We start from the raw sequence: 22456 nt of genomic DNA on the forward strand, positions 1-22456 counted from the left end.
AACGACTTCTCACATTCCTGCCCCGGGCGGTGGGCATACTCGGCTCCATGAAAGCATTTCTGTTCGGCCTGGCGGTGTCGGCCGCGGCCCTGGCTGCGGTGGCGCAGCCGGCGGCTGGCCCGCGCGATCAGCCCATCGAAGCGCGCGGCCCGTTCGGCCCGCTCAAGGGCAGCCTGCTGGGCGCGCCCGCGCCAGCGGGCGCGCCGGTGGTGCTCATCGTGCCCGGTTCGGGTCCCACGGATCGCAACGGCAACAACCCCCTGGGGGTGAACGCCGCCACCTACCGGCTGCTGGCGCAGGGCCTGGCGGCCCGGGGCATTGCCAGCGTGCGCATCGACAAGCGCGGCATGTTCGAGAGCAGCAAGGCCGTGGCCGATGCCAACGCCGTCACCATTCCCGACTACGTGGCCGACGTGCACAGCTGGGTGGGCGCCATCCGCCGCAGCACCGGCGTGCCCTGCGTCTGGGTGCTGGGGCACAGCGAAGGCGGCATGGTGGCGCTGGCGGCCCTGCAAGGCAGAGAGGCCGCGAGCGGCATCTGCGGCCTGGTGCTGGCGGCCACGCCCGGCCGCCCCGTGGGCCAGGTGCTGCGCGACCAGTTGCGCGCCAACCCGGCCAACGCCCCCATCCTGGATCAGGCGCTGGCGGCCATCACCCGGCTGGAGGGAGGTGCCCGTGTAGACCCGGCCAGCCTGCACCCTGCCTTGCAGCCCTTGTTCAACGAGGCGGTGCAGGGCTTTCTGATCAGCGCCTTCGCGCAAGACCCGGCCAAGCTCATCGCGGCTGCGCAAAAGCCTGTGCTGGTGCTGCAGGGCGAGCGCGACCTCCAGGTGGCCGTGCAGGACGCGCGCCTGCTGGCCCAGGCCAACCCGAATGCCCAACTGGTGCTGCTGCCCGACACCAACCACGTGCTCAAGGCCGTGCCCACGGACGATGCCGCCGCCAACATGGCGACCTATGCCAACCCGGGCCAGCCGCTGGCGCCGGGCGTGGTGGACGCCATAGTGCGCTTTGTCACCGCGCCGGGCAAGGCCAGACCATGATGGGCCGTACCAGGGAGGCAACGCCATGGGTGTGAGCAGCAGCCCCACCTGGAAGCAGCTCGAAGCGCGCTGGGACCAGGGCTTCGACACCTTGCTGCGCGAGGAGCAGGAGGCCATTGCCCTCTGGTGGCTGGAAGCCGAAACCATGAACGGCACACTTAACCAGTTCTACTGGAACAGCTCGGGCGACCTGGCCTTGCTGGCGCGCGATGGCCTGCGCAGCCTGGGCATGACTATCACCCTGGCTGCACTGGGTTCCACGCTGGCCTATTTCGGTGCCACCTACCCTTTGGACCGTGATGTGCGCATGGCCGTGCTGGAGGTGATCGAGGCGCAGCATGGCGAGGAGGTGTTCACACCCGCATCGCAGATCATCCAGGACTTGCCGGAGGACTTCGTGCAGGCGGCCATGGAGCGGCTGGCCGGGCTGTATGCGCGGGAGTCGGCATGACGCGAGATAACCCGGTGGACTGGTGGCGCGGTGCGCATGGCACCAAGCCCCGCGGCGCTGTTGGCCGATCAACCATTCTTCTGGAGAAGCTTGTGAAACGATGCATTTCTGCGCTGGCCTTGTGCCTTCCTCTGCTCGCTTTAGCGGGCGAGCTGTCCATATCCTGCGTGGGTGAAGAGTCGCCCAACTGCCCGGTGGTGGTCGACGTGACATTGCGGCAGGAGCGGCTTACGGCGGAGTTCCAGGTGGGTGCCGCAGCAGGCGGTTCCACGGCCACCATACTGAACTTCTGTGGTTATGAAGGAAGCGCCGCGAACATCTACTACGGTGAGTGGGTGGCCAACCAGAAATGCGTGGTGGGCGGGAAGTTTCGCGTGCTCAATGGCGAGCTGACCAAGCAGCAATTGGCCGACGGTGCCATGCGCTTTGAAATTCACACCGTGATGGCCTTCTGCGACAACTCGCTGGGATCCGCTCGGTGCTCTCTCGTGAAAAGATGAAGGACAGGTGCATTTGCAGTGGCTTGATTGAGCACTCAAGCCGCTGATACCTTGGCTGCTGCAGATCAGGGGTAAGCACGGGTAACAGGCGGTGCTCCGCGTTGCGCAGCGCGCAGGGCCATGGGTACTACTATGGGGGGCGCGCAGGCACACCATGTCGATTTGGCCTGCCGTCGTTCGTCGTGTGGATACGGGGTGCCGCGATAGACGGGCACGTCACCGGGGGGTGTAGGCCCGAATCAACCTCACAGGAGCAAGCTATGTCTTACATCGATGGTTTCGTGATCGCAGTCCCCACCGCCAACCAGCAGAAGTTCATTGAGCACGCGCGCCAGTTCGACCCGATCTTCATCGAGCTGGGCGCCATCCGGGTGATCGAGGGCTGGGGCGATGATGTCCCCGACGGCAAGCTCACCGATTTCCGCCGCGCGGTGCAGGCCACGGCCGAGGAGACGGTGGCCTTTTCGTGGGTCGAATGGCCTGACAAGGTCACGCGCGACGCGGGCATGAAGAAGATGATGGAAGACCCGCGCATGGACCCAGCCAACCCCGGCAACCCGCCGATGCCCTTCGACGGCAAGCGCATGATCTTCGGCGGCTTCGAGCAGGTGGTTGAAGTGAAGGCCTGAGGGCGGTAGCTTTGCGCGCCCACGTCGGATGCGCTGGGCAACGCACGTCTACTTTTTGGTGCGAAGGGCGCGTTGGCGGTGGCGGCAGCGCCCGGCGGCTGTTGGCATACTGTCGGCTTGCCGAGCCGCGCTCTTCGCGGCCAGTATGGCGGCAATCGGCCAACGGCCGCTGACCGCAAGCCCAATCCGCAAGTCATGTCCAGGGGGAATCAGTGTCTAGGATATCTCGCAAGATCCAGTTCATCCAGCAGGTTTTGCGGGATACATCACGTTAGAAAATGCCAAAACGCCGCGTCAAAAAAGTAAGCTGGGAAATTGAGAGCGAGCGTCTTTTGGTCACTTCTGCGATGAAGCGCCGCACTGAGAAATTGCGCCTGCTACGGGCAGCTACCTCGCTTTCGGAGCTGGAAAAGGCAACAACCCAGGAAGAAGTCTTCTACGCAGTCGCACAGGCCGCTTTCGGTGCATACGACTTGGAGAAGTTTGTGGAAGCAGAGGCAATCGCCCAAAGAGCGCTCGAAGTCTCGCAGTCGTTCCAAGACGACTGGAACTATGGCAACGCCATGTTCGCAGGGCACACTGTTCGTGGTCTTCTTGCGCTACGCCGCGGAGATGTGGAGCAAGCTGTACAAGCGCTTCACGCGTCAGCCCAGAACACGGGATCTCCACAACTGGCATCGTTCGGGCCAACGATGCGACTCGCCAAACTACTCGTAGAGCTCGGCAAAAAAGATGAGGTCATTGCTTTTCTGCATCAGTGTCTTTCGTTCTGGACGATGGGAAACACCTGGGTAGATGTTTGGGAGAAGAAAATTCGGCACGGCAAAGTGCCAAATTTCCTCATGCACCTTCATACATGAACAAGGTCAGACCGGGCACCACCATGTCCTGCCGTTCGACCGCGGGACGGGCTCACCCCGCAGCGCTGCGCAGCGCCTGCTCCACATCCGCCGCCAGCAGCTCGGCCCCTTCGGCACCGATGGCCAGCCGCACGATGCCTTGCCGGATGTGGCAATACGCCCGCCGGGCCTGCTCGGCCTCGGGGTAGTAGCCGGCCAGGCTGTGCACGCCGCCCCAGCTGGCGCCGATGCGAAAGACCTCAAGCGCATCGAAGAACTGGTGCACCTGCGCCGCCGATGCCAGCCGGGGCACGAAGGACAGCACGCACCCGCCGCCCTGGAACGAGGCGGCCCAGCGTGCATGCCCTTCGTCGCCGGGGCGGGGCGGGAACATCACGCGCTCCACATAGGTGTTGCTGGCCAGCCTGCCGGCCACGGCCAGTGCCGATGCGCACTGGTGCGCATAGCGCAGCGCCAGGGTGTCCAGCCCCCGCAGCACGAGAAAGCAGTCGTCGGGGCCCACGGCCTGGCCGAGCACGCTCTGGGCGGTGCGCAGCTTTTCGTAGAGGGCGCGGCTGTCGGTGGCGATGGCGCCCAGCAGCAGGTCGGAGTGGCCGCCCAAGAGCTTGGATGCCGCCTCCACCACGATGTCGATGCCCGCGGGCACGCCCTGAAAGCCCAGGGGCGATGCCCAGCTGTTGTCCAGCACGGTCAGGATGCCGGCCGCCCGCGCGGCGCGCACGATGGCCGGTAGGTCCTGCATCTCCATGGTCAGGGAGCCGGGCGACTCCAGGAAGATGAGTTTCGTGTTCGGCTTGAAGCGTTCTGCCAGCTCCGCCCCGGCGCTGGGATCAAAGGTCTCGCACTCCACGCCGAAGCGCTGCAGGTAGTCGCTGGCAAAGCTGCGCAGCGGGCCGTAGGCCGAGTCCGCGATGAGCACATGGTCGCCCGCGCCCAGCAGCGCCAGCGCCACCTGGCACAGCGCGGACTGGCCCGAGGGCGTGACGATGCAGTGGCTGGCGCCTTCGAGCCGGGCGATGCGTTCTTCCAGCATGCGCGTGGTCGGCGTGCCGGTGATGCCGTAGGTGTAGCCGTCGAACAGGCGCTCCTTGCGCGTGGTGAAGTCCGCGACGTTGTCGAACAGCACGGTGGATGCGCGCCAGACGGCGGGTGACAGGCTCTGGAAGCCTTCGGTGTGCTTGCCGGTTGCTGGGGTGGGGTCTTTCATTTGCTCGTCTGTGTTCATTCAGGCTTGATGCCAAGGTCGGAGACGACTTTGGCCCATTTCGCCGCCTCGGCGCGGATGAAGGCCATGGTGTCGTCGGGCGCCTTGCTGCGCAGGTTGATGGCCAGGCTGGAGATGCGCGCCTGCACCTGCTTGTCCGCGAGTGCCTTGGCGGTGGAGGCATGCAGCCTGTCGACGATGGGCCTGGGCGTCTTGGCCGGCACGACCAGTGCCCACCACTGCCCGAAGTCCAGGCTGGACAGGCGCAACTCGCTCGCGGCGGGGACGTGGGGCAACTGCGCAATGCGGCGGCTGCCCGTGGCCATCAGCGGAACGATCTTGCCCGCGCCCAGCAGGGCGCTGGCGCTGGCCAGCGTGCAGAAGTGGCCAGCAACGAGGCCCGCCGCAACGTCGGTGAGGGCAGGGGCGGAACCCTTGTAGGGGATCTGGTCGAAAGGGACTTTGGTCTCCTTGGCGAACAGCCCCGCCGCCAGGTGGCTGATGCTGCCGTTGCCGCTGGTGGCCAGGGTGAACGGGTCTGCGGCCTTGCGTGCATCGGCCAGGAAGTTCTGGAACTGCCCCTCCCTGTACTTCTGCGCACTGACGAACAGCACCAGCGGCGAGTCGCCCAGCAGGGAGACGGCGGCCGTGTCGTTCATGAGGTCGTAGGACACCTTCTGGAACACCGAGGGCGCAATCGCATGCGCCAGTTCGATCACCGAGGCCGTGTACCCGTCGGCCGGGGACTTGGCCATGGCATCCACGCCCAGGCGGCCCGATGCGCCGGGCCGGTTGTCCACCACCACGGGCTTGCCCAGGAGGTCGCCCAGGTTCTGCCCCACCGCGCGGGCCAGTACATCCGTGCTGCCGCCGGCCGACCACGGAACGATCAGTTTGACCGGCCGGTCGGGATAGGCTGCGTTCGCCCAGGTCCTGCCCCACGGCAGGAGGGAGCCCATGGCGGTTGCAGCAATACCTGCGAGTGCATTGCGGCGATTCAAAGAGTCGTTCATACGGATTACCACGCCCATCGATTGTGATTTGAAAAACCGGAGGAAATGAAAATCCCTGTCCGGCGCCTTGGTGCGTACTCTAAAATCGCCATCAATTACAATCAATGACTCAAATGGAGTCATCGATGTGCAAACCTGATAGGTGATCCATGAACTTCCGCCAGGTTGAAGCCTTTCGCGCCGTGATGGTCACCGGCTCCGCCTCGCGCGCGGCGGACTTGCTGCAGATCACCCAGCCGGCCATCAGCCGCAGCATTCTGGAGCTGGAAAAACTCACGGGCTTCCAGCTGTTCGACCGCATCCGCGGCCGCCTGGTGCCCACGGCCGAGGGACAGCTGTTCTTTCGCGATGTGGAGAGCAGCTTCCAGGGGCTGGACCGGCTGCGCGTGAGCGCGGCGCGCATCCGCGACTTCGGCACGGGCGACATCCGCATGGCCAGCCTGGCGGCCATGGGCTCGACCCTGGTGCCGCATGCGCTGCGCCTGTTCCGCGAGCGCCACCCCTCGATCGCGGTGACGCTGCAGGTGGGCGCGTCATCCTCCGTGCGGGAGCTGGTGATGGGCAACCGCTTCGACGTGGGCCTTGCCGCCGACGAGATCGATGTCACGGGCCTGGAGCACCAGCTGTTTGCCACGCCCAAGGCGGTGTGTGCCATGCCCGCGGGGCACCGCCTGGCCGAGCGCGAGGTGGTCACGCCCGAGGACCTGGCGGGCGAGCCCTTCATCGCCCTGGCGCCCGAGGACACCGTGCGCCGCAAGCTGGACAAGGTGTTCGCGGCCAAGGCCGTGCGCCCCCGGGTGGTGGCCGAGACGCCCAACTCCTCCACCGTCTGCGCGCTGGCCATGGAGGGGCTGGGCGTGGGCCTGGTGAACCCCTATGCGGCCGACGGCTATGCCGCGCGCGGGGTGGTGTTCCGCCCGTTCTCGGCGGCGGTGCACTTTCGCACCCTGCTGATCTTTCGTCCGGACTTGCCCAAGTCGCGCATCGTGCGCGACCTGGCGGCCTGCCTGTTCGAGGCGCGCAACCTACGGGCCGACCGGCTGGTGCATTGAATGCACCCTCTGAATCGCGTCGCGCCTTCACCCCTCTCTCGACTCGCTGTGCGAGTCGGCAGGGGGACGCCCCCGGTGCGGCGGGGCGGCCCTTGCACGGGGGCACTGGCCTTGTTCGCGCCAGTTTCAAGCGATGGCGCACGTTGCCATAAAGAGCAGGGCTTGTTTGGCCAACCGGGGCTATCAGGTTTGGTAATGGCAGGTGCCATCGGCGTCAATGTTTTCATGGGGTGGCTGGCCGTACAGTGCCTGCAGCCCTGATCGATGCCTGTTTTTAAACACCTGGCGGCCTTTCAAAGGCCGTGCTGCCGCATATTCGGGTGAATTTATTTTGGCGCAATAGGTAATGGCTTGGGGTGGTTTTTGGATAACCCAGGGCCACAACGCACCATTTGCCTGGCACCGTGAACGCCGACTAGCTAGTGTAATCTGCAGGGGTCGCTTTGGAGTGAAATCGGGCCGACGAATTCGGAATGTTGGCGCCCCCGCTGCTTGCATGGGCATGCGCCCATGCGGCGCATCCGAAGCAGCCATTCATCCCGAGTGCACTCCAACGCGGCTGCAAAAAGACCTTGAACAGGTTCTCAAGGATGCGCGCTTCAAGGACGTGATCGTGGCCTACCGCCCCATGCCGCTGGACGGCCTGCCCATGAGCGGCCATGGGCCGGGCGCCGCGGGCATGTACATGGTGCCACCCACAGCGGCGTGACCCTGGCGCCCTTGCTGGGCAGGCATGCGGCGCAGGAGGTTCTCAGCAGCGAGCGGCTGGCCGCGCTGGCGAAGTACCGGCCGGAACGTTTTCTGTAAGCGCTGCTGGCGCTGCGTTCACGCACCCCGCGCCCGCGCATGGTGCTGCGCCAGGTGCAGCCGGTCCTCCAGTGTGGAGAACACCACGGCGAAGACCATGCCCACCAGGGCGCCGAGCACGGTGTCCAGCACGCGCGCCAGAGGCATGCCGGCTGCCGCGCCGGGCGCGGCCAGCGAGGTCATGAGCAGGGCCATGGGCGTCACGAAGACCTGGCCCAGTGCGTAGTTGGCGCCGATCACCACCTCGGTGACCAGTTGCAGCACGATCACGGCCGCCAGCAGCGGCCAGAACGTGGGGTGCTGGGCCAGCACCAGCCAGGCCAGTGCCGCTCCGGCCACGGTGCCGGCGGTGCGCTGCACCGCGCGGTGCATGGCCAGGTGCAGGTGGCTGCCCTGCAGCACCGCCATGGCGCCGATGGCGGCCCAGGCCGGGTGCTGCCAGCCGGCAGCCAGGGCCAGCATGCCAGCGCTGGCGGTGCACAGGGCGGTGCGCGCCAACGCCGCCCACGGGGGCAGTGGCGTGGGGCAGGCTGCGGCCAACGGGGCGGCGGGCGCGGGCACCTCGGCGCGCAGCCGGTCGCTCGCGCGGCACACGCACCAGGCCACGGCCACCCCTGCCAGCGTGAAGAGCACGCGCTCGGCGGCGGCCTGCCAGCCGTCCACCGGGCCAATGGCGGCGCAGCCTGCGAAGACGAAGATGACCGCGCCCGGGGCGCCCAGGCGCCAATGGCCCGCCAGCCAGGTCACGGCACCGGCCAGCAGCCCCAGGCACAGCAGCAGGGCGGCCGGCGCGGCGCCCGCCAGCGCGGCCACGGACATGAGTGCGACCGAAGCTATGAGCAGCAGGCCCGCCTGCAGCACGGCGGGCATGCGCTGGCCTGCCGGCGCAAAGCGCCCGAACAGCGCCGCCAGGGCACCCAGTGCCGGAAAGCCTTGCAGGTGCGCCCAGGGCGACCAATGGGTGGCGCCCACGGCAATCAGCACCGCCAGGCCGGTCTGCAGGCCGGCCACGGCGGCATTGCGCACCGAGGCCGGGGGCGTGATGGCGCAGGCCTCGCGCAGCCGCGCGGGGGCGAGCAGGTGGGTTACGGCAGCCAGGTGGCTGTGCGATGGGTGGTGTGCATGCATGGGTGGCTCCATCAGGCCGTGGCTGCAATGCGGGCTTCGATGCGTTCGAAGGCGCGCAGCAGGGTCAACGCGTCCTGCTCGCCAATGTCGGCCAGCAGCTCCGATTCAATGGCCTGCAGTTGTTTGCGCAGGGCGGCCACGGTGCGGCGGCCGGCGGTGCTCAGGTGCACCAGCTTCACGCGGCGGTCCTCGGGGTGGGGGCGGCGCTCGATCAGGCCGCGCTCCGCCAATATGTCGAGCAGCCGCACCAGGCTGGAGCCATCGAGCCCCACGGCCGCCGCCAGCGCGCTTTGCGAGACACCGCTGTCGCTGCCCAGCTCGTGCAGGTGCATCAGCGGTGCCCAGGTGGCATCGCTCAGGCCGCTGGCAGAGAGGCGCGCATCCAGCGCCTGGCGCCAGCGCCTTGCCAGGCCCACCAGGCGGATGCCAATGCGGTGGCGCGGATCGGGGAGGTCTTCTTTCATGGGGAATGATTTTATCACAATCATTTGAATTCAAATAATTGTGATGCTAATGGTGTGGCTGCCCAGGCTGGCTCCTGTTACCGTTGCATGCACCGGGGGGCAGGGGGCGGGGCCTTCTCTTGGCCTATCATGTAATCACGAGCAAGCCGCCCGATGCCGCATCGGTCATCGGCCCGCCCACCAGAACATCGAACCGGCGGCCTTCCGCCCAAGCCCGTCCATCCATGCCCTCTCTTTCGTCGCCTCCGGCCGCAACCACGTCGTCCCACGCCTTCGTCCCCGAGACCCGCTTTGGCCTGTGGTTCCTGTCCACAGAGACCTGGCGCGTGCATGTTTTGCAGCGTGCCCTCAACGACCTGCAGGCCCTGGCGCCCGACCTGCCCAAGGGCGGTGCGGTGCTGGATATCGGCACTGGCCAGGGCCATTCGCTGCCTGAATTGGCCGAGCGCTTTCGCCCCAGCCAGATCCATGCGCTCGACCCCGAGCCGGACTTCGCCGAGCGCTGCGGCGCCATGCGCGAGGCGGCCAGTGCCCCCGTCACGCTGCACCATGCGCATGCCGAGAAGATCCCGCTGCCCGATGCCTCGGTGGACCTGGTGCTGTGCCACCAGACGCTGCACCACATCGTGGACCAGCAGAGCGCGCTGGCCGAGATCTTTCGCGTGCTCAAGCCCGGCGGCCACGTGCTGCTGGCCGAGAGCACGCGCGCCTATATCCACAGCTGGGTGATCCGGCTGCTGTTTCGCCACCCCATGCACGTGCAGCGCAGCGCGCCGGAGTTCCTGGCCATGCTGGGCGAGGCCGGCTTCGAGGTGAAGCCTGAGCATGTGAGCACGCCCTACCTGTGGTGGAGCCGCAAGGACCTGGGCGCCTTCGAGTGGCTGGGCTTTGGCGTGCCCAAGGTGCGCGAGGAAACCCTGCTCAATGCCGTAGCGCGCAAACCACTTTGAGGAGCCAAGCACCATGCAGATCAAACTCGCCAGCGTCCTCGTGGACGACCAGGAAAAGGCCCTGAAGTTCTACACGGAGCAGCTGGGCTTCGTGAAGGACAAGGACATTCCCATGGGCACGTTCCGCTGGCTCACCGTGAACTCGCCCGACGGGGCCGAGGGCGTGGAGCTGGTGCTCGAACCCATGGCCTTTGCACCAGCGGCCACGTACCAGCGCGCACTGTTCGAGGCGGGCATCCCTGCCACGGCCTTCATCACCAAGGCCTGGCGGGCGACTACGCGCGGCTCAAGGCCGGCGGTGTGGTGTTCCGTGGCGAGCCGATGCGCGCGGGGCCGATCACCATGGTGCTGCTGGAAGATACCTGCGGCAACCTGATCAACCTCGTTCAGCCGGATGCGCCATGAGTGAGGGCACACGGTGCATGCGGCCCCGGGGCAAGCCGATCTAAGCGGGCGCTCCCAGCGCCTTGATCACCGCCGCATGCGCCATCGCCAGCTCGGGCGAGGTGTGGAAATGCTTCTGGTAGTGGCTTGAAAAATCCGCCTCGGCCGATTGCTCGAGCTTGAGCATCTCGCGCACGCGCCGGGCCACGATGTGGGGCGCTTCGGCCGCGTCGGCATTGCCGGGCTCCATGGCCTCGTCGAGCATCACGATCAGGCGGCTCAGCGGCTCCAGCCAGCGCATGGACTCGGCGTACGCCATGACCTGCAGGAATTCGCCGGCCGACTGGCGGCCGTGCAGCTTTTCGTAGTCGCGCCGCTCCAGCTCGATCAGGTGACGGTGCAGGCCCAGCAGGGCGGTGCGCAGGGCGGCGCATTGTTCAGGGGTGGTGGCAGTGGTGGTCGTCATGGGCGGAGGATCTGGAATGGGTCTGCCGCATGATCGCACGGCCCGGGGCCTCAATCCTTTGTCTTGGCGAAGTCCACCAGTTTCGCGTACTGCGCGGTGCCGCTGCGCATCAGCGCGGCCAGGTCGACTTGAGTCCCTGGCTCAACTGCTGGGCCAGGCGGGCGGCAGGGTCTTTGGCGCGGCCATGGCGAACCAGCCCACAAGGTCGTAGCCCTTGAGCAGCGGGTGCTCGGCCAGGGGGGGCACATGGGGCCGTGACGGGTGGCGCGCGGCGCTGGTGATGCCCAGGGGCACGACGCGGCCGCTCTGGACGAATCATCCGCGGGGGCATGTGAGGCGTTGTCTAAGATGACGCCGCCACAACAACACAGATGTCGAAAGGGAGACCCATGCAGGGAGTGTCGAAAAAGCGGGCCGCCGCTGCCATTGCCGCCATGGCGATGTGTGCTGCCACTGCGTTTGCGCAGAACACTATGGACATGGAGGCCAGGAGCCGTGGCGTCTTCGTCGACGCGCCAGCCCCCCTGGGTGCCCTTGCGGGCGGCAGCTCCACGAATGCGGCGGCCAAGAAGCGCGGCGGCTTCCAGCCTGCATCGGCCGAGTCCCTGCGTTTTGCCAAGCTGGAGGCCCTGCCGGTGAGCCGCGAGTCCGGCCCGCTGGACATGCGGCGCTGGACCCTCTCCGCCCTGGTGGACAAGGGCACGGGGAGCATCGACTACTACGTGCACTACTACGAGATCTACGGCGCAAGCGGCTGGAAATCCCTGTCCGCGGCGCAGACGGACGCGAGCGAGGGCCTGAAGGTCGGCCGCCTCAGCGCGCGCATGGTGTCGTGCTTGAACGGCTGCTTCTTCTCGGAAGAACTGTTCATCGATCTCACGCCCGGCGTGGTGGAGCGGGCCAGGACGCAGCCGCTGCGCATACAGCTGTCGGGGCCGGGCGCCGCCCCCGCCCTGATCGAGCTGGACGCGCAGACCGTGAACGACCTGGTGGCCCGTGCGGGTGTGGAGAGTGCCAAGTACCGCCGCGTGAGCGCGCCTGCCGCAGCAATGCCTGCGCCCGCGGCCGTGGCCGTGCCGCCCGGCCAGGCCCTGGTGGCCGATGAGCTGCAAGAGCTCTCAAAGCTGCGGGCCGACGGCACCATCACCGAGCAGGAATTCCAGAACCTCAAGGCGAAGCTGCTGGCCAGATGAGCCGCGGCCAGCGTGCGCTCGGGCCTGATTGAGCCCGGCCGGCAGCGGTGCAAGACACCGCCAGCGCCTGGCCGGCCATTGGTTCATTGCAGCCGCCGCGCCTGCGCCTATGATCCAGAGATGGCAGAAGATCGAACGTTCCACCCCGCAGGCTGCAGCACCGCCCCACCGCCGTGCGCTGCGCTGCCCGTGCGGCGTGCGATGCCGCAAGTGCGAAAGAGGGCGGAAATCTAGCCATGTCTTTCCCGGTGCCCCCTGTGGTGCCCAAGCGTCTCAGTACCTTCCCGACGTTGTGGGCGTTTCTGTTCAGCCGCAGGCGCTTTGCCGACATGGCGACCGCGCACGACCTGGCCATCATCGTCCAGCCCGCAGACCAGCTAGCGCGCTACAAGGCCGGAGCCTGGAGCTCAGGCACCGAGCTGGAGGCCATGCGCCAGGCATCGCTCGCGCGCCTGCTGCGCACGCGCACCCAGTTCTGGCGTTCGGGCCTGGCCATCGTGGGCGTGTTCATGCTGTTGGTCATCATGTACTCGGGCCTGGGCCGGCCGCTGGAGCTGGTCTTTCCGGACGACATGGGCAAGGTGCTGGCCGCCCTGGGCGCCATCTTCGCCACCTGGGGCTCGGTGATCCAGCTCACGGGCGTGGAGTCGTGGTCCGGCGAGAGTGCCGACGAAAAGCTGCGCAGCATGCTGTTCCAGACCATGTTCGTGCTGGGCGGGGCGTTTGCGCTGATTGGGGTGCTGTGGTGATGATTGCGCGGCCATTCGCGACACCCCTCCCCAAGTAGCCCGCCCTGTGCGGGCTTCTTTTTGGCCGCTGCTTCGGTCAGGTTGAGGGCCTTGGAGCGCGGCGCAGCCCTGCCTGCGCATATATGCAGATCCTGTGCGGCCAACCTGCCGGCGTGGACAGTGGCGAGCCGATCCACTCGTCCCGTTGGAGGGCTGCCAATGAACCTTTTCAAGCTGGCCTGGCCTGGCGCTGCCGATGACCAGGAGGATATGTCCGAGCAGCAGGTCATCACGTCGGCCCACGCCTGGCGCGGCGCCGGTGGAGGGCGGGGGGCTGCTTCAGGCATGCGGCTTGATACCGACGCTGGACGGCGCGAACTGGCGCTGGAACAGGAGGTGCAGCGGCTTGTAGAGATCAACCCTGCCAGCCGTGAGAGGCTGCGCGCGCTGGCGCAGTTCAACCTGTCCCAGCCGGTCATCGAGCAGAAGCCTGTGGACCGGGAGGCGCAGTACATGGCGCTGGGCTATGCGACTGCCGATGCCACTGGCAACGCGCGGTTCGACGCCAATCTGGAACAGCGCCTGAATGCGCGGACGCAAAAGGCGCGTCCTGACGCCGTGATAGGCGAGCGCATCGTGCAGCGCTACAACCCCAATTCTGAGCGCGAGCGCGTGGCCGCCGAAGAAAAGGAAATGCGTGCCTTGCGCGCCGATGCCCGCCAGCGCGCCGCAGCGCAGGAGATGCCGTCCGTGGTGCGAGGGCTGGCGCAGGGTGCGGGTGGGCTCTATGCAACCGCCATGGGCGCAGCAGGCCTGGCGGGTGAATTGACCGGTAGCGAGGATCTGCGCGATTGGGGTCTGGAGGGGTACCGGGAGACCATGCGCGGCGTCAACAACATCGGTCTTGCCCCGGGCTTCACCGGCATCCGCAACACGGGCGATGCAGTGGAATAGGCGCTGGAGAACAGCGGCTATGCAGGTTTTCAGGCGGCGACCACCATCCTGTCGGCCGGCATGGGCGGCCTGATCGCCAACACCGTGGGCAAGAAGGCGCTGGGAGAGGCGGTCGGCATTGCCTTGAACAGCACCGTTCAGACCTTTGGTTCTGTCTTTGGTGAGGCGGTTGAAGAGGCGCGCAGGACTGGCAAATCCCTCGATCTCTCCACGATGCTGGCCGGTGCCACGGTCTCCACCGCCATCGACACGCTTGCGGATCGGATAGGCCTGAACGCCCGGAGCACCCAGGCATTCAAAGGCAACGCGCTGGAACGCCTGGGCAAGTCCGTGGGCATCCAGATGGCCGTGCAGGGAGGGACCGAGGCTGTGCAGCGTGTGCCTGAAGAGTTGGGCGCTGGCCGAGATCCGCTTCGTAAGGGAACTGGCGCCCAGTATGTGGATGACTTCGCAGCCGGCGCCCTGTTCGGTGCCCATGCCGGCACGGTGGGCGGCTTGCGCGGTGGCGAGCCAACTGGAGCGTCGGCCCAGCCTGGAGCACACAGGGCCGATGTGCCAATGGTTGGGGAGCAGCACACCACGCCAACCCCACCAGTGCATGCCGAACAGGCTTCTGCATTGCCTGAGGACTACTTGCCCATGCCTTCCGACCTGCTGCCTGATCGCGCCCTGGGCGGGGTCGAGCGCGCGAACCCGCCAGCGGCGCAAGGGGGCTCTGAGCTTGCGATGGTAAGCGAGCCTGCCGCGCACATGGCACGGGCAACAATGGATCCTCAGGGGGGTGCAGCGCAAGCCGAGCCGGCTCAGGAAGTGGCCCAACCTATGGCCGCCGCTGTCCTGCGGATGGACACGCAGCCCACCGGCACGCTGGCCGTGACGGGATATCCGGCGCTCATCCGCGACGCCTTGTTGCAGGCGGGTGTTGCTGCTTAGGATATCTTCCCAAGATCCCAAGGCGCTTTGGTGGCGCCCCGAAGTGCCAAGCGCGCCTGGGGGATATTGTCGCCCCTTGCGCAGGCTCTGGACGCAGGTTCAGGGCGCCAGGGGCCTGTCTTGCCGGTCGCATCCCCTGCCTTGACTCCTTCGCATCCGGGAATGGTTTTGTTGGATGGAGGCTCGCTGGCGGTAACGGGCGGTGATCCTGCCGAAATTGTGGATCAACTCCTTCGGGCTGGGATCGGAGAGACTGAGCGGTTGCAAATTCCAGGAGGGGTGCTGGTGCCGCCAGGCAGTGTCCAGAAAGTGCTGCAGATTTTCTCGGCGACAGGTGCTGAAAAGCTTGTGCCAGCGCGCTCTGGTTTTCACAATGGTGCACAGGCATTCGATGGGCCGCCTGCCTGGCCCATGCATGCATTGCCGCCAGGGCCGGTTTTTGCGAATCGATTTCCCGACGACGCAAGCGAGCTTCGCGATGTGCCGGCCTTGACGACAGACCAAGCGTTGAGAATGCCTGCAAATGTTCTCTATGTGGTCAAGGAAAATGGTGCGTTGATCATGGCGCGCAAACCGCACGATCCGGGAGGTTTTGGCCATGTTGATCTGGCACGAGGAGAAAAGGTCATTGCCGCCGGTGAAGCCAAGGTGCTGTGGGGAACTGTCAAGTACATCGATAACGCATCAGGCCACTACCTCCCCAACGGAGACGCAGCGGCGGCGGCCGCAGTCAAGGCCTTTCGCAACCATGGCTTCCAAGTTTCTGATGAAAGATACATCAACAAAATCTTTGACTTCAAGAGCAGGAAATGGGTGAAGAAATGAATGATCTCATCGTCGAAAATTTCAATACGTTGTGTCAAAAATTCCGCTCTGTGAACTACGCTGAAACCGGCGAAGATGAGATGGAGCCTTTGTACGAGGAACTGCTAGGTCTTTTGCAGCGTAACGCTCAGCACCGCCAGCAGTTGGCGCAGCTCCTTATGGACGACATCCGTCGGCAGCGGTATGGCGGGCGGCAGGGCGAGATATGCTTTTCGGATACCGCCATAGGGTATTGCATGCGAGAACTTCGTTGGCCGGAAATCCTGGCGTTTGCTCAGCAGGAGAATTTCGAGTTCCACTCCAGAAAGATGTCAACCGCCTTGCATAGCATTTTGGAGGCTTACGACGATGAATGGCCAGATGCAGTATTTTTCCGTCGCTTCGGTGGCGGCAGGGATGCTTTGGGCGGTTGAGTTTTCTGATTTGTGATCGCCCGTTTTTGGAGTGTCCTGTGCCCAGGGGCAATTTCGTCTGCACCCGATAAACCCAAGTAGGATTGAGATGGATCGCTACGCAGGCAAATCCTTTTTGAGGCTGCTGGACAGCTACTTTCTGGATGTGATCGGCCAGTTGGGGGAGGCTCAGAACGCTGCACTGGTTGCCATGCAGCCGCGATTGGCCGCGGTGTACCGCGACCGGGGGTCGTAGCAGGAGATCGTGGCCAGGCAGATGGATTTTCCACCGGGCGTGACCGATCGGGTGCAGATGTTCTCGAGCAGCTACCAGGAGGTATGCCAGATAAATCGGCTGCAGCCCGATGCGCTCGCCTTTGTGGCGTCTTTCGTCCGCCAGAATTTTTCCGACATCTGATGGGGAATCCGATGAGCCAAGCCCGCCAAGTGCGGGCTTTTTTTTCTCTTGGCGTGCCGTGAAACGCCACCATCTTCATCACTCCTCTCGACTTGGCGGGCTTTTGAAACGGCGGCATATATGCCACCCCTTCAGCGCGGTCGCCTCTTCGCGGACATTGCTTTCACGGGCGATGTGCCCGGTGTCAGCAACCACCACTGCCTCTGGCCCGCACGGGCCATGCCGAAGAAGGATAGACCGCACCATGAACGCCACCGACAGCAGCAGCAACAGCAACCACTCCACCTTCGTGGCCAGCCAGGAACCCGGCGAGGGCGCCGCCAGCGCAATGGATGCCGAGGACCAGATGGCGCAGGCGCTGGATGCGCTGCGCCAGGAGCGTGCGGAAACGGGTGGGGATGCACAAGCGCCAACCGCCGCGATGCCGGCAGGCCCCGACGGGGGCATGCCCGCAGTCATGGGGGTGGGCGCCGATTCTGCTGGCACCGATGCGGCGCAGGCCCGTGCGCACCAAGCCGCTGCGCAGCAAGCCGGCAGGGATGGCCGCCCCGACCCCGCCGAGCAGCTGCGCCGCACGCAGGAAGAGCTGCACAAGGCGCGCAGCGAGATGGGCCGCGTGGGCCAGCTCAACCGCTACCTGAACCAGGCGCGGGCCGAGCGCGACCGCCTGCTGCAGGAGAACGCCCAGCTCAAGGGAAGCGGCAAGGCCGCGCCGGGCGCTGCCGCTGATGGATCCGCCGCCGCTGCCCGGCTGGCCGAACTGTCCCAGAAGGTGCAGCAGTTCCCCGAACTGCAGGGGCTGGTGGGCGCCGTACAGCAGGCCCTGCAGGCCGTGGATGCCAAGGCCGAGACGGTGGCCGAGCAGACCGCCGCCCGCATGGTCGAGCCGCTGCACGGCCTGCGCGCCGAGCACGAGCAGCGTGCCCAGGAGCAACGCAGCGCCGCCTACCAAGCCGCGATGCAGACCTTCGAGGCCACCTACCCGAACGCGGTGGAGGTGGTGCGCAGCGCCGACTTCAGCGCCTGGATCGGCACGCAGCCGCAGCCCATCCAGGCAGCCTTCTACCAGGGGCAGGACCCGGGCGAGGCCATCGCCGTGATGGACGCCTACGACGCCCATCTGCGCCGCGCGGGCCGCGCACCCATTGCCCGCTACCCCCAGCAGCCGGCCGCCCAGCGCGCGAGTGCCAATGCCGCGCGGCTGCAATCGGCGGCGGGCCTGCCTTCGCGCGCCAGCGGCGCCAAGGGCGGCCTGCCGCCTGAGGACGACTTCGAGGCGTCGCTGGATTTCTTTCGGCGCCAGCGCCTGAACCGCGCGGGCTGACTGACGGCCCGCTACGGCAGTGCGCCCTCCCGGCGCTGCGGCCACCCGCAGCGCCTGGAACACCCACACCCCAATTTCCCGATGAGGAGCAATCGACATGACCGTTTACGGTGACATCACCCCCCGTACCGCCGCCTATGCGGTGGACAAGATGCTGGAGCGTGCCCAGCCCTCCCTGAACATGGCCAAGTTCGCCGTGGTGACGGCCGTGCCCAAGGGCAAGACCAAGGTGGTCAAGTGGCGCCGCTATGGCCGCCTGGCGCCCACCACCACGCCGCTGACCGAGGGCGTGACGCCCGTGCAGGGCAACATCACCAGCACCGACGTGTCGGCCAACCTGGAGCAGTATGGCCAGCGCGTGCAGATCACCGACGTGATCGCCGACACGCACGAGGACCCGGTGCTCAGCGAGCTGAGCGCCTCGCTGGGCGAGACCGCGGGCCAGACGCAGGAGCTGATCCTCTACAACACCATCAAGGCCGGCACGCAGGTGCTGTATGCCAACGGCGTGGCGCGCAACGCGGTGAACACCACGATGACGGCCAACGTGGCACGCCGCGCCATCCGCCAGCTCAAGGCGCAGGACGCGCGGCCGCTGACCACCGTGCTCAACGCCACCGACGGCGTGGGCACGCTGCCCATTCCGCCGTGCTACGTGTGCTTCGTGCACCCCAACGTGGAGATGGATCTGCAGAACCCCGCGTTCTTCCCGGCCGGCTACACGCGCATCCAGAACTACGGCACCTTCAAGCCGCTGTGCGAGAACGAGATCGGCTCGTTCGAAAACATCCGCTTCGTCTCGTCCACGCTGTACGCGCCGCTGGCCAACGCCGGCAACGCCACGCTCAATGGCATGCTGGGCGGCACGGCGGTGGATGTGTACCAGTCGGTCATCGTGGGCAAGGAGGCCTATGCCACGGTGAACCTGTCGGCATCGGGCTCGGGCCTTACGCCCATCGTGGTCAACCCCAAGCCCAGCGACAGCGACCCCATGGGCCAGCGCGGGCACGTGGCTTTCAAGATGTGGTCGGCGGCGGCCATCCTGAACGACGCCTGGATGACCCGCATCGAGCACGGCGTGTCTTCGTGACGCCTGCCTGAAACCCCGGGGCAGGCATGCAGCCTGCCCCTTCATTCATTCACCGAACAAGGAACACCCATGGCAAAAGCACCCGTCAAGGCCGCCGCATTGGCCGAACCCATCGCCGGCACCGACACCGACATCGACGTGGCCGTGCAGCAGCATGGCTTCTCGGGCCAGACCTGCGAGATCAAGCTCTTCAAGGGCGAACTGCACGAGCCGCAGCAGCCTTTCTTCGGGCTCAACAACTACCAGATCCAGATCCAGCGCGAGCGCTGGGTGCGCGTGCCGGTGGAGATGGCCGACCACATCGAAGGCCTGGCCTATACGGTGCGCGAAGCCGACCCCGAGGAGCCCGAGAACATCGACAAGATGCGCTGGGTCGAGAAGCCGCGCTTCCCCCTCCAACGCAAGAGCTGAGCGGGGAGGGCGCACACCATGAACTTCCTGCAACTGGCCCGGGCCGTCAAGCGCGAAAGCGGCTTGTCCGGCGGCCCACCGGCCTCGGCCAGCACGGCCAGTGGCGACGATGCCCGCGTGTTCGAGTGGGTGAACTGGGCCTGGCGCGACATTGCGTTGGCGCACGAGTCCTGGTTGTTCCGCCGTGGCGAGGCGCTGGGCCAGGTGCCCGCAGGCACCCTGGTAATGGTGCCCGAGGCCGCGGCCCCGGGCTTTGCGCTGGCCGACTTTGCGGCCTGGAAGCCCGCGGCCGACGGCTACCGCCCCAGCGCCTGGCGCGTGGCCGATGGCCAGGTGAGCGAGCATGCGCTGGCCTGGCTCGATTACGAGGCGTTTCGCCGGCGTTTCCTCACCGGAGCGCACGCACCGGGCGCATTGCAGTACTGGAGCATGGCGCCCGGTGGCGAGTTGCTGGTGGGCCCCACGCCCGATGCGGCGCACATGGTGCGGGCCGCCTATGTCAAGGACGTGGCCAGCCTGGTGCTCGATGCCGACGAGCCGGCCCTGCCGGCGCGCTTCCATCCCCTGATCGTCTGGCGCGCGCTGCGCGAATATGGCGGCTTCGATGCCGCCAGCGAGGTCTACCAGCGTGCCGAGCAGAACTACAGCATGGGCTTTCCGGCGCTGGCGCAGTCGCAGCTGCCACGCCTCGGCTTTGGCGCGAGGCCTTTGGCATGACGGGCGAAGTGCGCATGCCTGCGCTCAAGACCCAGTACTTCCCGCTGTCCGGGGGGCTCGATGCCGAGTCCGCGCAGCTCACGCTGCGCCCGGGCATGGTCACGGGCGCGATCAACTACGAGAGCTCGGCCCTGGAGGGCTATGAGCGCATCGGCGGCTACGAGCGCTTTGACGGCCGGCCCCGGCCCAGCGATGCGGTCTACAAGTGCCTGCGCGCCGCCACCGCCTTCACGGGGGTTGCCGTCGGGAACACGGTGACGGGCGCGACCTCGGGCGCCACGGCGGTGGTGCTGTTGCTGCGCACCGCGGCGCAGATGGTGGTGACCCGGCTCTCGGGTGTGTTCGCCGTGGGCGAGGCACTCACCGTGGCAGGCAGCGCCGTGGGTGTGTTCGATGGCGATGCCTCGGACATCGATGGCTTTGACGACAACGCCTTTGCGGCGCTGGCCGCCGACCACTACCGCACGGCCATTGGCGCTGTGCCAGGGTCGGGGCCGATCCGGGGCATCGCCGTATTGAACGGCACCGTCTACGCCTGGCGCGACAACCTGGCTGCCACCGCCTGCAGCGTCTACAAGAGCGCTGCCACCGGCTGGGCGCCGGTGTTCCACCACCACGAGCTGGCCTTCAGCGGTGGCAGCGGGGCCGAGCCCGCGGTGGGGGCCAACATCACCAAGGGCGCGGTGTCCGCCATCGTCAAGCGCGTGGTGGTGGAGTCGGGGACCTGGCAGGCCGGCACGGCCAAGGGGCGCTTCATCATCAGCGCGCCTTCGGGCGGGGCGTTCACCGCGGGGGCCTTCACGGCCGGTGTGACAGCCGTGGCCGGCGGGGCCGAGGCGGCCATCACCCAACTGCCCGGTGGTCGGCTTGATGCCGTGGTCTACAACTTCAACGGCCGGGCAGGCCAGCAGCGCATCTACGGCGCCGATGGCGTGAACCGCGGCTTTGAGTTCGATGGCGAGCTGCTGGTGCCGCTGGCCACCGGCATGGCGGTGGACAAGCCCGTGCACTGCGTGGCGCACAAGAACCACCTGTTCTTCAGCTTCGAGGGCTCGGTACAGCACAGCGCCGTGGGCGATCCGTACCGCTGGTCCGCCGTGGTGGGCGCGGCCGAGATTGCAGCCGGCGACGTGGTCACCGGCTTCCAGGTACTGCCGTCCGACGCCGAGGGCGGCGCGCTCATGGTGTTTGCGGCCGAGCGCACCTGGGTGCTGTACGGCAGCAGCAGTGCCGACTGGCGCTTCGTGAACTTTGCCGACGACGTGGGCGCGCAGCGCGGCAGCGTGCAGAACCTGGGCCGCGTGCTGGTGTTCGATACGCTGGGCGTGGCGGTAGTCAGCGCCACACAGGCCTTCGGCAACTTCGAGCGGCTGCCGCTGTCCTCGCGCATCCAGCGCCTGCTCAAGGCGCGGCAGGTCACGGCCTCGGTGGTCAACCGCGCCGACAAGCGCATGCGCCTTTTCTTCGCTACGGGCGAGAGCCTGAGCGTGACGCCCATCCCCACGCAGGACGGCGGCAGCGCGCTGGCCTTCATGCCCATCGACTACGGCCGCAGCGTGCGCTGCACCTGCGATGCCGTGGTGGGCGGTGAGCACCGCAACTTCTTCGGCAGCGACGATGGTTTCGTCTATGAGGCCGACCGTGGCCGCAGCTTCGACGGCGCCCCGATCCAGGCCTATATGCGCCTGGCCTTCAACCACGCCCGGAGCCCGATGGAGAAAAAGCGCTTTCGGCGCGCCGACCTGGAAAGCAAGAACCGCAGCGCCTGCCGCCTGCTGGTGCAGGGCGAGTACAGCCTGGGCAAGCCCGATGTGGGCCTGACCGACGTGGTGCCAGTGCTGCAGAGCGCCGGCGGCGCCTATTACAGCGTGAGCAACTATGGCCAGAGCTACTACAGCGTGCCGGCCAACGTGCTCTCCAAGGTGCGCCTGGACGGCGTGGGCACCGACCTCAGCCTGAACATCGTGAGCAGCGCGCGCGACGAGCTGCCCCACACCCTGCAAAGCGTGTCCATCGTGTACACGCCCCGGCGCCTGGACCGGTAACCCTCCCACAAAGGAACAGCAGCCCCATGGCCAATACCTACTACCACCGCGTCTTCAACCCGCTGCCCGGCCAGCGGGTGGACGAGCAGGTCCTCAAGGACGAATTCCAGCGCATCGAGCTGGGTTTCGACGGCGTGGCCACCAAGGCCGGGCAGACCGATGCCGGCCTGGCAACCAAGGCCAACCTCGCCGGCGGCAACGCCTTCACGGGCGATCAGTCCATGGCCGGCAACCTCACGGTGGCTGGCGCCGTCACCGCCAACACGCCGTTGCCCCCGGGCGACAACAGCCAGGCCCTGGCCAGCACGAACTGGGTGCAGGCATGGGTCAGCGCCCGGGCCGGCGAGACCATTGGCCTGCCCGTGGCACCGGTGCAGGCCCGGCCGCTGGCGCTGTTCGTGGTCCAGGGCGTGCACCAGTGGGCGCCGGTGCAATCGCGCAGCAAGGTTTTCTATCTTTCAGGAGCTTGATCGAC

Annotated in this window: 29 protein-coding genes; 23 read left to right on the top strand and 6 right to left on the bottom strand. The window is 66.7% G+C overall.

The features are described from left to right. Positions 1-47: 47 nt before the first annotated feature. The 5 genes from ACK59X_RS16435 to ACK59X_RS16455 all read left to right on the top strand — a co-directional run bounded on the left by ACK59X_RS16435 (position 48) and on the right by ACK59X_RS16455 (position 3483). Positions 48-1043, top strand: a complete 996-nt coding sequence (locus ACK59X_RS16435) for an alpha/beta hydrolase (protein WP_409958846.1) — start codon at positions 48-50, stop codon at positions 1041-1043. Between the two features lie 25 nt (positions 1044-1068). Further along, the gene (locus ACK59X_RS16440) at positions 1069-1494 is read left to right on the top strand and encodes a DUF4375 domain-containing protein (protein ID WP_409958848.1); all 426 of its coding nucleotides are present in this window, start codon (positions 1069-1071) and stop codon (positions 1492-1494) included. Next, a complete protein-coding gene (locus ACK59X_RS16445) occupies positions 1491-1994 on the top strand; it encodes a hypothetical protein (protein ID WP_409958850.1) in 504 nt (167 codons plus the stop codon). Before ACK59X_RS16440 ends, ACK59X_RS16445 begins: the two co-directional genes overlap by 4 nt. Before the next feature lie 260 nt (positions 1995-2254). Further along, positions 2255-2623: a DUF1428 domain-containing protein gene (locus tag ACK59X_RS16450; RefSeq protein ID WP_409958851.1), complete on the top strand. Its 369-nt coding sequence runs from the start codon at positions 2255-2257 to the stop codon at positions 2621-2623. A 278-nt stretch (positions 2624-2901) separates the two neighbouring features. Further along, a complete protein-coding gene (locus ACK59X_RS16455; RefSeq protein ID WP_409958853.1) occupies positions 2902-3483 on the top strand; it encodes a hypothetical protein in 582 nt (193 codons plus the stop codon). Between the two features lie 52 nt (positions 3484-3535). Here ACK59X_RS16455 and ACK59X_RS16460 read toward each other — a convergent pair whose 3' ends face one another. Together ACK59X_RS16460 and ACK59X_RS16465 are read right to left on the bottom strand one after the other, a co-directional pair. Beyond that, positions 3536-4690 carry a trans-sulfuration enzyme family protein gene (locus ACK59X_RS16460; protein ID WP_409958855.1) on the bottom strand — a complete coding sequence of 385 codons (1155 nt, stop codon included), beginning with the start codon at positions 4688-4690 and terminating at the stop codon, positions 3536-3538. A 14-nt stretch (positions 4691-4704) separates the two neighbouring features. Then, a complete protein-coding gene (locus ACK59X_RS16465; RefSeq protein WP_409958857.1) occupies positions 4705-5646 on the bottom strand; it encodes a tripartite tricarboxylate transporter substrate-binding protein in 942 nt (313 codons plus the stop codon). A 203-nt stretch (positions 5647-5849) separates the two neighbouring features. Between ACK59X_RS16465 and ACK59X_RS16470 the strand changes: the two genes are divergently transcribed. After that, the gene (locus ACK59X_RS16470) at positions 5850-6752 is read left to right on the top strand and encodes a LysR substrate-binding domain-containing protein (RefSeq protein WP_409958859.1); all 903 of its coding nucleotides are present in this window, start codon (positions 5850-5852) and stop codon (positions 6750-6752) included. Between the two features lie 496 nt (positions 6753-7248). Then, positions 7249-7461 (top strand): hypothetical protein, encoded by a 213-nt coding sequence (locus ACK59X_RS16475; protein ID WP_409958861.1) that lies wholly within the window; start codon positions 7249-7251, stop codon positions 7459-7461. A 116-nt stretch (positions 7462-7577) separates the two neighbouring features. On the opposite strand, the gene ACK59X_RS16480 is transcribed toward ACK59X_RS16475, so the two are convergent. Beyond that, positions 7578-8687, bottom strand: coding sequence for an FUSC family protein (locus ACK59X_RS16480; RefSeq protein ID WP_409958863.1), 1110 nt, complete (start codon positions 8685-8687; stop codon positions 7578-7580). An 11-nt stretch (positions 8688-8698) separates the two neighbouring features. Continuing rightward, on the bottom strand, positions 8699-9151 hold the full coding sequence (locus ACK59X_RS16485; RefSeq protein ID WP_409958865.1) for a MarR family winged helix-turn-helix transcriptional regulator: 453 nt from the start codon (positions 9149-9151) through the stop codon (positions 8699-8701). 224 nt (positions 9152-9375) lie between these two features. Between ACK59X_RS16485 and ACK59X_RS16490 the strand changes: the two genes are divergently transcribed. Both ACK59X_RS16490 and ACK59X_RS16495 read left to right on the top strand, forming a co-directional pair. Next, complete coding sequence (locus tag ACK59X_RS16490; RefSeq protein ID WP_409958867.1) at positions 9376-10101, top strand: class I SAM-dependent methyltransferase; 726 nt, start codon at positions 9376-9378, stop codon at positions 10099-10101. A 13-nt stretch (positions 10102-10114) separates the two neighbouring features. After that, the gene (locus tag ACK59X_RS16495; RefSeq protein WP_409958869.1) at positions 10115-10477 is read left to right on the top strand and encodes a VOC family protein; all 363 of its coding nucleotides are present in this window, start codon (positions 10115-10117) and stop codon (positions 10475-10477) included. Positions 10478-10546: 69 nt separating this feature from the next. On the opposite strand, the gene ACK59X_RS16500 is transcribed toward ACK59X_RS16495, so the two are convergent. Together ACK59X_RS16500 and ACK59X_RS16505 are read right to left on the bottom strand one after the other, a co-directional pair. After that, positions 10547-10951 (bottom strand): hypothetical protein, encoded by a 405-nt coding sequence (locus tag ACK59X_RS16500; protein WP_409958871.1) that lies wholly within the window; start codon positions 10949-10951, stop codon positions 10547-10549. 141 nt (positions 10952-11092) lie between these two features. After that, positions 11093-11245, bottom strand: a complete 153-nt coding sequence (locus tag ACK59X_RS16505; protein ID WP_409958873.1) for a hypothetical protein — start codon at positions 11243-11245, stop codon at positions 11093-11095. 95 nt (positions 11246-11340) lie between these two features. Between ACK59X_RS16505 and ACK59X_RS16510 the strand changes: the two genes are divergently transcribed. From ACK59X_RS16510 to ACK59X_RS16575, 14 genes are all read left to right on the top strand, one after another. Beyond that, positions 11341-12144 carry an SHOCT domain-containing protein gene (locus ACK59X_RS16510; RefSeq protein WP_409958875.1) on the top strand — a complete coding sequence of 268 codons (804 nt, stop codon included), beginning with the start codon at positions 11341-11343 and terminating at the stop codon, positions 12142-12144. Positions 12145-12380: 236 nt separating this feature from the next. Then, positions 12381-12893 (top strand): hypothetical protein, encoded by a 513-nt coding sequence (locus tag ACK59X_RS16515; RefSeq protein WP_409958877.1) that lies wholly within the window; start codon positions 12381-12383, stop codon positions 12891-12893. Positions 12894-13091: 198 nt separating this feature from the next. Further along, complete coding sequence (locus ACK59X_RS16520) at positions 13092-13826, top strand: hypothetical protein (protein ID WP_409958879.1); 735 nt, start codon at positions 13092-13094, stop codon at positions 13824-13826. 60 nt (positions 13827-13886) lie between these two features. Continuing rightward, positions 13887-14759 carry a hypothetical protein gene (locus ACK59X_RS16525; RefSeq protein ID WP_409958880.1) on the top strand — a complete coding sequence of 291 codons (873 nt, stop codon included), beginning with the start codon at positions 13887-13889 and terminating at the stop codon, positions 14757-14759. A 162-nt stretch (positions 14760-14921) separates the two neighbouring features. Further along, complete coding sequence (locus ACK59X_RS16530) at positions 14922-15584, top strand: hypothetical protein (protein ID WP_409958882.1); 663 nt, start codon at positions 14922-14924, stop codon at positions 15582-15584. After that, positions 15569-15997, top strand: coding sequence for a hypothetical protein (locus tag ACK59X_RS16535; protein WP_007855371.1), 429 nt, complete (start codon positions 15569-15571; stop codon positions 15995-15997). Before ACK59X_RS16530 ends, ACK59X_RS16535 begins: the two co-directional genes overlap by 16 nt. Before the next feature lie 88 nt (positions 15998-16085). After that, complete coding sequence (locus ACK59X_RS16540) at positions 16086-16232, top strand: hypothetical protein (RefSeq protein ID WP_409958884.1); 147 nt, start codon at positions 16086-16088, stop codon at positions 16230-16232. Positions 16233-16253: 21 nt separating this feature from the next. Further along, positions 16254-16394 carry a hypothetical protein gene (locus ACK59X_RS16545; RefSeq protein WP_157405894.1) on the top strand — a complete coding sequence of 47 codons (141 nt, stop codon included), beginning with the start codon at positions 16254-16256 and terminating at the stop codon, positions 16392-16394. 244 nt (positions 16395-16638) lie between these two features. Beyond that, the gene (locus tag ACK59X_RS16550) at positions 16639-17718 is read left to right on the top strand and encodes a hypothetical protein (RefSeq protein ID WP_409958886.1); all 1080 of its coding nucleotides are present in this window, start codon (positions 16639-16641) and stop codon (positions 17716-17718) included. Positions 17719-17815: 97 nt separating this feature from the next. Further along, positions 17816-18808 (top strand): N4-gp56 family major capsid protein, encoded by a 993-nt coding sequence (locus tag ACK59X_RS16555; RefSeq protein ID WP_184862000.1) that lies wholly within the window; start codon positions 17816-17818, stop codon positions 18806-18808. Positions 18809-18877: 69 nt separating this feature from the next. After that, on the top strand, positions 18878-19219 hold the full coding sequence (locus ACK59X_RS16560; protein ID WP_409958888.1) for a hypothetical protein: 342 nt from the start codon (positions 18878-18880) through the stop codon (positions 19217-19219). 18 nt (positions 19220-19237) lie between these two features. Further along, positions 19238-19936: a hypothetical protein gene (locus ACK59X_RS16565; protein ID WP_409958890.1), complete on the top strand. Its 699-nt coding sequence runs from the start codon at positions 19238-19240 to the stop codon at positions 19934-19936. After that, entirely contained in the window at positions 19933-21981 is a 2049-nt protein-coding gene (locus ACK59X_RS16570) for a hypothetical protein (protein ID WP_409958892.1), read from the top strand. The genes ACK59X_RS16565 and ACK59X_RS16570 overlap by 4 nt, the downstream gene beginning before the upstream one ends. Before the next feature lie 26 nt (positions 21982-22007). Next, the gene (locus ACK59X_RS16575) at positions 22008-22451 is read left to right on the top strand and encodes a hypothetical protein (protein WP_409958894.1); all 444 of its coding nucleotides are present in this window, start codon (positions 22008-22010) and stop codon (positions 22449-22451) included. Positions 22452-22456 lie beyond the last annotated feature (5 nt).

It is taken from the genome of Acidovorax sp., from assembly GCF_046339755.1.
Classification (GTDB): domain Bacteria; phylum Pseudomonadota; class Gammaproteobacteria; order Burkholderiales; family Burkholderiaceae_C; genus Acidovorax.

Bases quoted from the DNA above. Each gene is read 5' to 3' on its own strand.
- ACK59X_RS16485 (WP_409958865.1), bottom strand. From the start codon at position 9,151: ATGAAAGAAGACCTCCCCGATCCGCGCCACCGCATTGGCATCCGCCTG.
- ACK59X_RS16545 (WP_157405894.1), top strand. From the start codon at position 16,254: ATGGATTTTCCACCGGGCGTGACCGATCGGGTGCAGATGTTCTCGAGC.
- ACK59X_RS16525 (WP_409958880.1), top strand. From the start codon at position 13,887: ATGGGCGGCCTGATCGCCAACACCGTGGGCAAGAAGGCGCTGGGAGAG.
- ACK59X_RS16560 (WP_409958888.1), top strand. From the start codon at position 18,878: ATGGCAAAAGCACCCGTCAAGGCCGCCGCATTGGCCGAACCCATCGCC.
- ACK59X_RS16575 (WP_409958894.1), top strand. From the start codon at position 22,008: ATGGCCAATACCTACTACCACCGCGTCTTCAACCCGCTGCCCGGCCAG.
- ACK59X_RS16520 (WP_409958879.1), top strand. From the start codon at position 13,092: ATGAACCTTTTCAAGCTGGCCTGGCCTGGCGCTGCCGATGACCAGGAG.
- ACK59X_RS16445 (WP_409958850.1), top strand. From the start codon at position 1,491: ATGACGCGAGATAACCCGGTGGACTGGTGGCGCGGTGCGCATGGCACC.
- ACK59X_RS16565 (WP_409958890.1), top strand. From the start codon at position 19,238: ATGAACTTCCTGCAACTGGCCCGGGCCGTCAAGCGCGAAAGCGGCTTG.
- ACK59X_RS16440 (WP_409958848.1), top strand. From the start codon at position 1,069: ATGGGTGTGAGCAGCAGCCCCACCTGGAAGCAGCTCGAAGCGCGCTGG.
- ACK59X_RS16515 (WP_409958877.1), top strand. From the start codon at position 12,381: ATGTCTTTCCCGGTGCCCCCTGTGGTGCCCAAGCGTCTCAGTACCTTC.
- ACK59X_RS16550 (WP_409958886.1), top strand. From the start codon at position 16,639: ATGAACGCCACCGACAGCAGCAGCAACAGCAACCACTCCACCTTCGTG.
- ACK59X_RS16480 (WP_409958863.1), bottom strand. From the start codon at position 8,687: ATGCATGCACACCACCCATCGCACAGCCACCTGGCTGCCGTAACCCAC.
- ACK59X_RS16570 (WP_409958892.1), top strand. From the start codon at position 19,933: ATGACGGGCGAAGTGCGCATGCCTGCGCTCAAGACCCAGTACTTCCCG.
- ACK59X_RS16510 (WP_409958875.1), top strand. From the start codon at position 11,341: ATGCAGGGAGTGTCGAAAAAGCGGGCCGCCGCTGCCATTGCCGCCATG.
- ACK59X_RS16540 (WP_409958884.1), top strand. From the start codon at position 16,086: ATGGATCGCTACGCAGGCAAATCCTTTTTGAGGCTGCTGGACAGCTAC.
- ACK59X_RS16535 (WP_007855371.1), top strand. From the start codon at position 15,569: ATGGGTGAAGAAATGAATGATCTCATCGTCGAAAATTTCAATACGTTG.
- ACK59X_RS16495 (WP_409958869.1), top strand. From the start codon at position 10,115: ATGCAGATCAAACTCGCCAGCGTCCTCGTGGACGACCAGGAAAAGGCC.
- ACK59X_RS16500 (WP_409958871.1), bottom strand. From the start codon at position 10,951: ATGACGACCACCACTGCCACCACCCCTGAACAATGCGCCGCCCTGCGC.
- ACK59X_RS16475 (WP_409958861.1), top strand. From the start codon at position 7,249: ATGGGCATGCGCCCATGCGGCGCATCCGAAGCAGCCATTCATCCCGAG.
- ACK59X_RS16460 (WP_409958855.1), bottom strand. From the start codon at position 4,690: ATGAAAGACCCCACCCCAGCAACCGGCAAGCACACCGAAGGCTTCCAG.
- ACK59X_RS16530 (WP_409958882.1), top strand. From the start codon at position 14,922: ATGGTTTTGTTGGATGGAGGCTCGCTGGCGGTAACGGGCGGTGATCCT.
- ACK59X_RS16435 (WP_409958846.1), top strand. From the start codon at position 48: ATGAAAGCATTTCTGTTCGGCCTGGCGGTGTCGGCCGCGGCCCTGGCT.
- ACK59X_RS16450 (WP_409958851.1), top strand. From the start codon at position 2,255: ATGTCTTACATCGATGGTTTCGTGATCGCAGTCCCCACCGCCAACCAG.
- ACK59X_RS16490 (WP_409958867.1), top strand. From the start codon at position 9,376: ATGCCCTCTCTTTCGTCGCCTCCGGCCGCAACCACGTCGTCCCACGCC.
- ACK59X_RS16470 (WP_409958859.1), top strand. From the start codon at position 5,850: ATGAACTTCCGCCAGGTTGAAGCCTTTCGCGCCGTGATGGTCACCGGC.
- ACK59X_RS16455 (WP_409958853.1), top strand. From the start codon at position 2,902: ATGCCAAAACGCCGCGTCAAAAAAGTAAGCTGGGAAATTGAGAGCGAG.
- ACK59X_RS16555 (WP_184862000.1), top strand. From the start codon at position 17,816: ATGACCGTTTACGGTGACATCACCCCCCGTACCGCCGCCTATGCGGTG.
- ACK59X_RS16465 (WP_409958857.1), bottom strand. From the start codon at position 5,646: ATGGGCTCCCTCCTGCCGTGGGGCAGGACCTGGGCGAACGCAGCCTAT.